This is a genomic window from Bacteroidota bacterium (genome assembly GCA_039111535.1).
In the GTDB taxonomy this organism is placed as follows: Bacteria; Bacteroidota; Rhodothermia; order Rhodothermales; family JAHQVL01; genus JBCCIM01.
This window is the reverse complement of record JBCCIM010000063.1, coordinates 18,049-29,365: the sequence shown is the minus strand read 5'-3', so window position 1 is coordinate 29,365 and position 11,317 is coordinate 18,049. Positions and strand designations below refer to the sequence as shown.

Sequence of the window (11,317 nt, the reverse complement as noted above, 5' to 3'; positions counted from 1 at the left end):
CTGCAATTTGCCTTCGGTACAGAACTCTTTAAATATATTTTCTTTGATGACCCAGACTGGGCCTACGCCGCGTACGATTTTGACAATTGGGAAAGTGATACGCGTGCTGGAGGGGCAATCCTCGATGCAACAGACCCAGACCTGACCCATTTTAACGTTGCCGGCGGGAAAATTATTTACTGGTCGGGATGGACCGATGCTGCGCTAACTGCCCTGGGCATCATCGACTATTTTGAGGATGTCCAGAAACAGAATACGCATGCAACAGACTTCACTCGTCTATTTCTTATGCCCGGCGTACATCACTGTGGCGGCGGACCAGGGCCGGATGCTGCTGACTGGCTGACTGCCATACAAGCATGGGTAGAAGAAAACCGTGCGCCGGATACGCTGCTGGCCACCAAGCGCCAGCAAGGCAAGGTAATCATGCAGCGCCCGCTCTGCGCGTATCCTGCACGCGCCGTCTTCCTTGGTGAGGGTGACGGCACGGAGCCTGATCAATTCAGGTGCGAAACTCCCTAGGTGTCATATTTGCCGTAATACGAGGCAAATCTTGGCACTTTGTCTGCGCCTAACTGGACCTTGGCTACGTAGAAACGCATCGCCATGTAGATCCACACTACAAATCCAATAACGCAGAAAAACGCCGTGCGCATCCGCGCGTCGGGGCTCAGACGGCTGGGGAAGAAGTCTCCAATAAAAGTGGTCAGTTGGGTAACAAGCAGCCAGCCTACCCCGAGCACGATAAATGATACCACAATTTCCTGAGTAATCTGCAGGAACTGCTTTTTGTTTTTTACTGTGAGGTTTCGAACAACTGTGAAGAGGTGCCAACCAGCCAGTGCGGCCAGTGACGTAAGGCCAAGTGGGTGGGTCCAGATGTTACCTGCAAATATTTGCAGATTTTCATTGCCCTGCCACAGGGTGAGTAACAACCAGTATCCTGACAACAAAACAATGATATCAACCGGAATGCTAAGGTATGACTCATATCGTGCGCTTTCCTTGAAATTACTGGCGTTCATCCGGTAGGCTGTCAGGGCCATCAAGAGGCCGAGAAGGCAGAGCCAGAAGGCGAATACGTCATGGGTTTTGCCGTTGATAAGCAAGAAGGGTTCAAGGAAGTCGGGTGTTGCCGGCCATAGGGTTTCTGCTGCTGTGCCATCCACAGGTGTATTTGTTGGGGCAGGCACTGTTTGAAGCGTTTTGACTTCATTGACATACGTGCCAGAGTTATCAATGGCAACTTGGGCGAAACCCAGCGCAACCAGCGGCATACCCAGTCGCACAATCCATTTTACAAAGATGGAAGTTACCGTCTGCGGGACCACCTCGCGGCTTCGTTTGTTGCGAAGCAGTTGCCGCCACCAGACGAGCAGGTTTACCACTTCCCGGCTAATCCAGCAAGCACAAACAAAGAGCGCTCCAACGGCGAGGTATCCTTTCCAGCTTTCTGGCTCGAGAAAAGAGTCGTAGGTCATTGTGTCGAGCGCGACAATCAGGAATGGCACAATGAAATAAGTGAGCAACGTAATCAGGATATACATCCCTTTTTTGTCCCGCACAACATTTGGATTGGACCGGGAGCCGGCTTTGTTTTTCAAGACGTGCTCCAGAATGTTTTTGAAAAGATCTTTGTCTTTCCAGTAGCTCGTATGAGCGAGTCCGGGCCAGATGGAGCGGCGGTAAACTACATCAAATTCGTTGTTTTTGTCGCCTTCCCGGTTTATCCCGGTGCGTTTGATGATGTTTTGGATGGTCTTGGTGACCTGGTTGGTAACGCGCTGAACAACGCGGGTTGCCGTGGGGGTGTGATCATCCGATGCCGGCTTGTGTTCGTCGAACGTTGCCGTAAATAACTGCGCATAAGCGCGGGTAGACCGCAGCGTATCGAGTGATTGTCCTACCGGGTCTTGCTCGTCGCAATAGTTGATGTGTCGTATCCGGCGCTTGTTGCGCAGGGCGGGGTCAATCCAGGCCTCGTCATTGAGATATTGGTATCGATACGGCCAAAACAAGAGAAATTTATCGATGGGAGATCCAAGAGTCACGAAGGTATCCACATAGTTGATCCAGTTGTTTGCCGGTGCCTCAGCATCAACGGCTGCATAACCTGGGAAAGGGAAGTTGGCTGTGTCCGTTGTGGTACCGGAGGCTCGGTGGGCGTACATCAGTGCATCCAACGACATAATCGAGCCAAGGCTGTGCGCAATGATGGTAAAGTGTGGTTTGGGGCGCTCAGCTTCGGGCAGGTGGGTGAACGCGTCGTAGTGCGCCGAACAGAGCTGGTTCATCCGCTCATGGAATCGACGTACTGCGGTACCGCGCATCGGTTCGTATTCTGCGTAGATCTGTACATCGCCCAGGTATTTGTTGAACGCAAGATCTTCCACATCGGGTACACGCGATCCAAGAATAGTTTGCAGCGGGCCTAGCACATCCTGGAGTTTGAACAGGAGTTGTGGCATCCAGGTGGGGGGCTGCGTGTTCATGCGTTCGATCCGCCCAATCAGTCCATCTGCCCAGGGACTGGCAGGTTCGAGAACATGTTCGTTTACATCTACAAGGTCTTTCCACCAAATTTCGGCAAACCGTATCAGCTTGCCATCTGGGTCATGGGTTGCAATACCGGTGAAGGTTTTCCTTGGCGCCGCTTCGGTAGGAATGCCTTCAAACTCAACCCAGGGACGGGCATTGTTTTCGAGGGGACTGGCACCTACGTATGCGCCCAATGTTACAAAGTCTCGGCCTTTTTTCTTGAAGGAAGCGCGGCGGTCTTTTGAGGTCTGGGCTTTGGGTGTTAGCACGTCGTTGACAACTTCAGCACACCGGCTGATTACAGGTAACGTGGTTTCTCCGTATCGGCTTTCTCCCATGCCGTGTACGGTTATGATATAATGATAGGCGCTCATGTGGGTAGAGAACTGATTTAGACATCAGATTGAATATACCCGAATTTGCGCAAATAACGACCTGAAAGCGACATAGTAGGGTGGAATATTTTTATTGTAAGTGAAGAGAAAGATGCAGCGTTTGACATTATATTTTGGCCGGCGTTGAAGCAAATAAAACAACCACCCGTAGAAAAATCTGAATAGCGTGTCGTAACATGTCGCGTGACCCGCGGGTATTACGTTTATAAATGAGCATACAGCTTATTATTGCGTCGGTAAACCTGATTGCAGGAGGCATTACTTGGATCCCATCTCTTCAGATAAGTGGAAAAAAATAGAGGCGTTGCTGGATCAGGCACTCGACCTGCCGGCAGCGCAGCGGACGATGTTTCTGGAGGAAGCGTCGCAGGATGATACTGCGTTGCGAAAAATATTGATGGAACTTTGGGAGGCCGGCGGAGAAGCGGATACTTTTCTTGAAGGCAATGTGCCAGCTGATGTTGCACAGGTTATCCAGCAACTTTCAACAGAAGATGCTTACGGACCGATCCCGACAAAAGGCACGCGCTTTGGTGAATACGAACTCGTGGAAGAAGTTGGTCGTGGCGGTATGAGCGTGGTGTACAAAGCAGTCAGGGCAGATGGTCAGTTTGACCATACCGTGGCGCTCAAAATCCTCAAGCGGGGTATGGATACCGATCAGTTGGTGCGCCGCTTTATGGCTGAGCGTCAGATCCTGGCCGGTTTGCAGCACGCAAACATTGCCCGCTTACTCGATGGAGGTGCTACGGAAGATGGCCGCCCGTATCTGATTATGGAGTTTGTACAGGGTGTGCCCATAACAGACTACTGTGACCAGGCAAAACTGAATATCAACCGCCGGCTGGAGCTTTTTAAAAAAGTAGCAGAAGCTGTAGCATTTGCGCATCGTAATCTGATTGTTCACCGCGACCTTAAACCGTCGAATATTCTCGTGACCAATGACGGTGAAGTGAAGCTCCTTGATTTTGGCATTGCCAAGGTGCTGAGCGAAGATATAGATGAAACGGTGCTTGCGCTTACCATGCAAGGTGGGCGGGTGATGACGCCTGAATACGCTGCGCCCGAGCAGATTTTTGGCGAATCCATAACCACGGCAACGGATGTATACGCCATGGGCGTGTTGCTGTATGAACTGCTATGCGGGCAATTGCCAATCCGCTTCGAAATTCGGCAGTTTCCTGCTATCGAAAAAGCGATGCGTACGCACAAGGTTTCTCTGCCCAGCGCTTCGCTGCGTCAGAAGAGCCAGGTGGATAATTCCACAATAGAAGACATCGCCAGTGCCCGCAGCACCACCGGGGTTATGCTTACGCAGCACGTAGAAGGGGACCTGGACATGATTGTGCAGATGGCCCTTCGTAAAGAGCCGGAGCGTCGCTATCCGTCAATGGCCGCATTGATTGATGAAGTTGATCGATACCAGGCTGGATTACCTGTAAAAGCACGCCCGGATACGCTCGGCTACCGCATGCGCAAGTTTTATGGCCGTTACAAAGCCGGCGTACTTTCTGCAAGCCTCGCTATTATATTGCTGATCGCCAGCTTAATCGGAACCCTCATGCAGGCCCAGGTTGCTCGTGAGCAATCCCGCGTAGCGTCTGAAGAACGTGACATTGCGCAGCGTGAAGCCGTTAAATCGGCTCGTATCACCGAATTTCTGGTTGATGTATTTGAGTCAACCGATCCGGACAATGCCTTGGGTGATACTTTGTCTGCCTATGATATTCTGGAACGGGGTGCGCAACGCATAGAAGGAGAACTTGGCGGAGAGCCGGCGTTGCAGTCGGAAATGATGGCTGTATTTGGCCGCATGTACCAACGCATGGGCGCGTACGACAAAGCCGAAAGTTGGGTTGAGCAAGCCCAGACACGACGTGCGGCCTCTGGGTCAAGCAGTGGCACAACTACCTTGCAGGATAACACCCTCCTTGCATCGGTACTCCAAGATCAGGGTCGCTATACGGAAGCTGAAAGCCTGCTGGTTGATGTGCTAGGGTATTCATATGATCTTACAGAAGAAACTGTGATTACTGCCTATGCGCAAGCGCAAGACAGGCTGGGAACCGTTTTCTCGGACCTGGGGAAATATGATGAGGCCAAGGCCATTTATCTGGAAGCCTTGAATTCGTTGATAGCCGTTCATGGTGAAGGACATTTAAACACAGCTCCGGTCTACACCCATATGGGCGATGTTGTTGGTTTGTTGTCTGAATTTGAATTGGCCCAAACATACTTCGGCCAGGCTTTGGCAATTTATCGCGACTACCCGGACGGGAATGTCGACAACCTCGCTGGCGTTTTGCATTCTCTGTCTGAAGTGTTGCGTAACAAAGGAGAGTTTGAAGAGGCTGAGCAGCTTGGCAAAGAAGGGTTGGAAATCCGGGAGCAATTGTTTGGCAAAGCCCATCCCCTTGTTGTTCAGGGCATGAACCAGGTTGGCAATGTGTTGACCGAAATGGGGAAAAATACAGAGGCCGAAGCCATCTATTTGGAAGCGCTGGATATTCAACGCAATGCCCTTGGTGAAAAACATCCCTTTACCATTGAGTTGCTTGGTAATTTGGGTGGCAACTATATCCGAATGGGCGATTTGAAGCAAGCGGTAGTCCAACTCAAGGAAGCCCTGGTGTTGCGTGAGGAAGTACTGGGTAAAGACCATCCTACCATCGCAATTGCCCTCTCAAATCTTGGTGTTGCCCTTGGTTCACTTGGCAATTATGAAGAGGCAGAAGTAATCCATCGTCGGTCGCTGGTGTTGGCAAAAAGACATTTTGGCGAACGACATCCAGGCGTGGCTTCATGCGCAAGCAACCTGGCCAATGTGTTGTACAAGCTCGAACGTTATGAAGAAGCGCTGCCTTATGCCGATCTGGCTATCGACATTGACAGCGAGAAGCTTGATGCCAATCACCGCTTTGTAGCTGTAAGTATGTCCATCAAAGGGCAGATTCTATTTGAAATGGGACGGATTGCTGAGGGACAGGAGTTTTTGGAAGAAGCCATTGCTGTATTTGCTAAAAGCAGTTTGCCCGAGGATCACCATACACGTGTGCGTCCGCAGATTGCACTGGGGAAGTTGCACTTGTCGCAAGGCCGGCTAGACGAAGCTGCGCCCCTGCTCGAAGCTTCGCTCCGCATACGGCAAAAGGCCTTTGAGACCGATGATTGGCGGATCGGTGAAGCGGAGGTTGCGCTTGGCATGTATCATCTGGCGCGTGGCGAAAAAGCCCGGGCCAAATCGCTGTTGTCTCTTGGCCGTGGCCGCCTGGCTGAGGGCCTTGGTGAACAGAATCGACTTACCCGCGAAGCAGATAGATATCTCGCCCAATTATAACATGTTGCTACGCCTGGTTGAGGTCAAACATTAGAAAGTAACATTGAGCCCGAGACGTATGAGCCTCGGAATGCCTACCCAGTTGGGGACGCGGCTTCTGTGCTGGTACAGTGTTTCTGCAACGGCCGGCTGTGATTCCAAAAACGACTGGCCGGCTGTTGAGGAAAGAAACCCATCGTAATTCGGATTGCCGGTAAAGGGCCACACCTGGTTCACGTTGCGGTGATCGAACAAATTCAGTACCTGAAAGAACAAGGTGGCCTGGGTTTGTTGGACGTGGAATGACCGGTTGATCTGCAGGTCCAGGCGGGTTGTTGCCGGCATTCTGACGCCGTTGAAATTGCCCAGCGTTTCCAGGGCAGACGTAGTTTCACCAGTGAGAGGTCTTGCCGTTGTGGCTGCCGTGTACGGGAATCCGCTCGCGGCACGCAAATCAGCAGCGATATGCAGGTTCTCGAAGGGATAGATACCAAGTATTTGGGGGCCGGCTGCTTTGTCGATTGCGTAGGCCAGCGAGACGTTTAAGTTGTGTCGCTGATCGAAGTCCTGCGGATAGGTATGGTTGGATGTAATTGTGGAGAAGTAGTTATTCAACAGGCTGTGGGAGCCTGGGCGTGTGCCTTCAGCTATACTGTAGGTATAGCTGACGTCTCCTGTCAGGCCCTTGATGCCGCGGAGGGCATAGTGAAGCTCCAATCCCTTGCTTGTGCTGGTACCCCGGTTGTTTGCCCCCCAATATGTAGCCGGCGTCATCACCCGTAAGCTCACGAGGTTACTTCCCCGATAAACAAATAGCGATGCCCGCAGCCTGTGTAAGCCAACCGAGCGATCAAAGCCTAGCTCAATTTTTCTCATGCGCTCGGGCTTTAATCCGGTGTTGTTAAGCGCACGGCCGCCGGCAAATTGGGCAAGCGTTGCAAAGCTGTTTGTGTAGGGGGCCTGGGTTAACACGTTGTAGCTGGCAAAGAGCATCAAGTCGTCATGCACCAGCAAGTTTACGCCGACGCGAGGCATCAGGGCAAATTGCGGTTTATAATCTTCAAATTGTGATGTCTCAATCGTATTGGAAACACGCCGTGCGCTACCATCTACCTGATCCGTTCTGATGCCGCCGGCTGAATAGAAATTGCCTTCGTTGTCTCTGTATCCGGAAACCTGATCCTCTACAAAATAAACGGCAAAGTCTTCGTCAACGGTTATGGGCAGGGAGCCTTCGCCACAGGCAATATCATTCACCGTACTGCCAATGTTGCCGGCCCTGCAAATGGGTAGGCGTGAAAAAGGGTCTTTTAATACGCGGATATTGTTGTCGAACACTTCCCCGCGTAATCCGAAGCTGAGGACAACATCTTCCCACACAATTTTGTCTTGTACGTACCCGGCGTAGGTGATGGGTTGGTACGGTTTCAGGTTGTACGCTTCGAGGGGCTTGTCTGGATCAGAAGAAAGGAAGCCGGTGAGGTCTTCGCTGTTTACCTTGCCCTGGCCGGTGATGTCATAGCCGTAATACACCCCAACTGCTGCATTGAGTACATCGTACGGGACAGAACTGTAAAACGGGTATCGACGGTCAATAGGCGGCGTGTGGGAGAGCTCTAGTGGAGATCCTTCCGAAAACCTGGCAAGCAAGGGCGCATTTAGCTGCCAGAATCGATGCGTACGTTTCTCGTATAGGAAGCCGGCTTCCAAGGCATGATTGGCTTGCTGCGTTTTGAGGTAGCCGCCTATTTGAAAACGATTGCTTTCAGCCTGCTCAAAACTGTTGAATCGCCCGCCTGGCACCTGCGCAAGGCTGGCGACCACCTCATCACTAAGGGGCGGGCCGCTACCATCTTCATACAAGGTATTATAGGCCGGAATTCTGACCGTGAATTCTGTGTCGTCGGATGGGTCTCCTGGCGTGCCGTGGTCGTCAACACGGATTTCGTTGACAAATTGCAGGTTTTTATAGCCCCTTAATACGTCATACACCGGGCTGTCAATGTTGCCGTATTCGAGCAGTGCATCCCAATCGCGTCCAAAGCGACGGTCAAAGGTAGTGCTTTTGTTTTTCCAGAAGTCGCCATATACATGCACAAAAGTGGCTGCGCCCAGGTGCTGGGATAAGGAGAAATTCCACTGTGCGTCCTGTTTTTCGATTGTTGGGACGATCTCTGGTGCAAAAATAACCTGCTGGTTTATGTTTGCAATCTGCTCGTCCTGTTGGGTATTATAAAACCGGCCCTGCAACTGGAGCCGGGTGCGGGGCAACGGTTGAACGGCCAGGGTTCCGATAAACGACTTCGCGGATTGTTGCCGGCCGAGCTTTGCTGACTCAATGCTGAATTGATCGGGTGTCAGATAATTGGCCCTCATTACCGGCGCATAGCTTAGGGACTGTGGATCTATATCGGCTGCTGCGAGACGTGTGCCATCGGAAAATACAATTTGGTCACTCTGGATATCTACAAGGCCGTTGTCATCAACCAGGATCGTGGCGCCGGCATTAAGGGCTGCGGGTAGAGGTAGCAAAATTTCTTCGCCACGCTGTGTTGTCGCCTGAAGGGCCATAGGTGCGTTTCTCAGGTCTTCGAGTACTGCGGGTAGAATTTGCAATTGCCCGATCGCACTGGGTGCGCTATCCAGTTGATCGTTATACTCGCCGGCAACAAAAAGACTAACTCTCCTGTCAAGCCACGAACCACCCAGTGCGCCAGAGAACACGCTGTATCCAAACGGATCGAGCGACTCAGAAGTCAGGGCTTCAAAATTACCAAAATACGGCGCATTGCCGGCGTGTGTGCTAATGTTAACGGCGCCGGAAAGCAGGTCGCCATAGGAAGCATCGAGGTGGCCTGTTTCAACCGTGATTTGCTGAATGGCTGCTTCGGGAATGAAGCGGTGGGCATCACCTTCAAGCCGGATGCCATTGAGAAAATAGTCAATCTGATCAGCACGCGTGCCACGGACATAGAGGTCATCAAAGCCATCAAATGTGGCGATGCCGGCTCGGGTTCTGCCAAAAGCAGCCGCTCCCCGTGAAGGTGACCAAGTAAGCTCCTGCCCGGCCAATACGTGGCGGGTGCCAATTACTTGTGACTGAGTTTGCGCTGTTGGGAAAGGTAAGGTGCTGGTTGCGTTCGAGGCAGCGTCTAATTCCGTTTGCAAAACCCGCGTGGCGCCAGAATGAACAACCAGGTTTGTAAAAGTCTTGGTTTCGAATCCGGATTTTTGCACCTGTACCGTGTAGGTGCCAGGTAGGATACCAGCGAGAAAAAACGCGCCGGCCTCATTTGTATTTGCTGTTAGAGATGTATTGATGAGCGTAACCTGTACGTCTGCAAGCGGCGCGTCTTCTGAACTGGTAATGTTGCCTGATAGTGTACCTGTATGTTGCGCAGCAACTGCCGGCACAAACAACAAGATCGCAGCCCAAAAATGCAGCACTGTTTGGTAAAATCGCAAGTGCTTCGATAGGTGATGCATGATAGACATTAGATAGGCCGAAAAGGAGCAAGGTGGCCGGCACCTTGCAGGCGTTTGGTATGCAGCGGCAATTACACTGCACTGTTATAGACAAAAACGTAATAATGATGTGTCAAACGACAGGGAATCCGCTTTTACGTAGCATGACAAACTTGATCCTTGCTGTAAAAAGGTTGTAGTTTGCAGAACCACCAAAAACACAACCATTCCCTCGGAACGATGATGAACCGCCGCCAATTTTTTCAATCTGCAACAGCATCGCTTGCGCTATCTACCCTGGGGCCCGGCGCACTGGACTTTTTACATCGAAAAGAACCCATGCGGGTTGGGTTAATTGGTTCAGGATGGTACGGGAAAAGTGACTTGTTTCGGCTGATCCAGGTGGCACCTGTTGATGTGGTGTCGCTGTGTGATGTTGATAGCAATATGCTTGCTGGTGCAGCAGAGCTCACCAGCCAACGTCAGGCTTCGGGCAAGAAGCCCCGGACATACACAGACTATCGGGAAATGCTGGCTGAGAAAGACCTGGACATTGTGCTCATTGGATCTCCTGATCATTGGCATGCCTTGCAGGCCATCGAGGCCTTGCAAGCCGGCGCGCACGTGTATCTGCAAAAACCTATCAGCGTTGATGTAATCGAAGGAGAGGCCGTTTTGGCTGCGGCACGCAAGTACAACAAGGTAGTCCAGGTTGGGACACAGCGTAAAAGTACGCCGCACATCCTGCATGCAAAAAAGCACATTGTCGATGCAGGTTTACTCGGAAAAGTTTCGCATGTTGAAATGTGCTGTTACTACCACATGCGCGCCAATAAAGCACCTGGTCTGGAGGCGGTACCTGATTTTCTGGATTATGACATGTGGGTAGGACCAGCGCCGAAACGCCCGTATGATGGGATCCCTCACCGCGGTTGGTGGCGCGCCATGATGGAATACAGCAATGGCATTATGGGCGACATGTGTATCCACATGTTTGACACTGTACGATGGATGCTCGACCTCGGTTGGCCCAATAAAATCTCGTCTTCTGGCGGGATTTACGTTCAGAAAGAAAGCAAAGCCACTACGGCCGACACGCAGAATGCCGTGTTTCACTACGATGAGCTGGATTGCGTTTGGCAGCACCGTTCCTGGGGAACGCCGGCAGATCCTGAGTACCCCTGGAGTTTCAAACTCTACGGTGAAAAAGGGACCCTGGCAGCCAGCGTACACAAATACGACTTTATCCCCCGCGGCGACGCTGAGCCCATGAAAATGGATGTGATTTACGAACGTGAAGAGTATCCGGAGGACGTCACTGAGAAAGACATAGAGTTGCACGCAGCGCCGGCTACGCGGCACCATATGCTCGACTTCCTGTCAGCCATCGAAAATAACACCACGCCGGTTGCGGATATTGAAAACGGTCATATCTCAACAGCGTCCTGCATCCTCGCCAACATGTCGATGGAGCTTGGACGTCCAATGGTATACGATCCCGTAAACCGCATCGTAAAAGGAGACACAGAAGCCACCCACCTGTTGGTCCGCCCCTACCGCGAACCCTGGGCGCATCCGTTCCCGGAAAATGTCTAAGGAAGTG

At 51.8% G+C, this 11,317-nt stretch carries 5 protein-coding genes; 3 read left to right on the top strand and 2 right to left on the bottom strand.

Going from position 1 to position 11,317, the window contains the following annotated elements:
- Positions 1-522, top strand: a 522-nt coding sequence (locus AAF564_11720) for a tannase/feruloyl esterase family alpha/beta hydrolase (GenBank protein MEM8486209.1), incomplete at its 5' end; no start/stop codon positions are given.
- On the opposite strand, the gene AAF564_11715 is transcribed toward AAF564_11720, so the two are convergent.
- On the bottom strand, positions 519-2,912 hold the full coding sequence (locus tag AAF564_11715; protein MEM8486208.1) for a hypothetical protein: 2,394 nt from the start codon (positions 2,910-2,912) through the stop codon (positions 519-521). The two genes, AAF564_11720 and AAF564_11715, sit on opposite strands and share 4 nt — an antisense overlap.
- A gap of 283 nt (positions 2,913-3,195) precedes the next feature.
- On the opposite strand from AAF564_11715, the gene AAF564_11710 reads away from it, so the two are divergent.
- Complete coding sequence (locus AAF564_11710) at positions 3,196-6,270, top strand: serine/threonine-protein kinase (protein ID MEM8486207.1); 3,075 nt, start codon at positions 3,196-3,198, stop codon at positions 6,268-6,270.
- Positions 6,271-6,300: 30 nt separating this feature from the next.
- Here the strand turns inward: AAF564_11710 and AAF564_11705 are convergent, their stop codons facing one another.
- Positions 6,301-9,714, bottom strand: coding sequence for a carboxypeptidase regulatory-like domain-containing protein (locus tag AAF564_11705; GenBank protein ID MEM8486206.1), 3,414 nt, complete (start codon positions 9,712-9,714; stop codon positions 6,301-6,303).
- A 240-nt stretch (positions 9,715-9,954) separates the two neighbouring features.
- Between AAF564_11705 and AAF564_11700 the strand changes: the two genes are divergently transcribed.
- On the top strand, positions 9,955-11,310 hold the full coding sequence (locus AAF564_11700) for a Gfo/Idh/MocA family oxidoreductase (protein ID MEM8486205.1): 1,356 nt from the start codon (positions 9,955-9,957) through the stop codon (positions 11,308-11,310).
- Positions 11,311-11,317 lie beyond the last annotated feature (7 nt).

Coding starts and splice junctions, on each gene's coding strand:
- AAF564_11715 (MEM8486208.1), bottom strand. CDS start 2,912: ATGAGCGCCTATCATTATATCATAACCGTACACGGCATGGGAGAAAGC.
- AAF564_11700 (MEM8486205.1), top strand. CDS start 9,955: ATGATGAACCGCCGCCAATTTTTTCAATCTGCAACAGCATCGCTTGCG.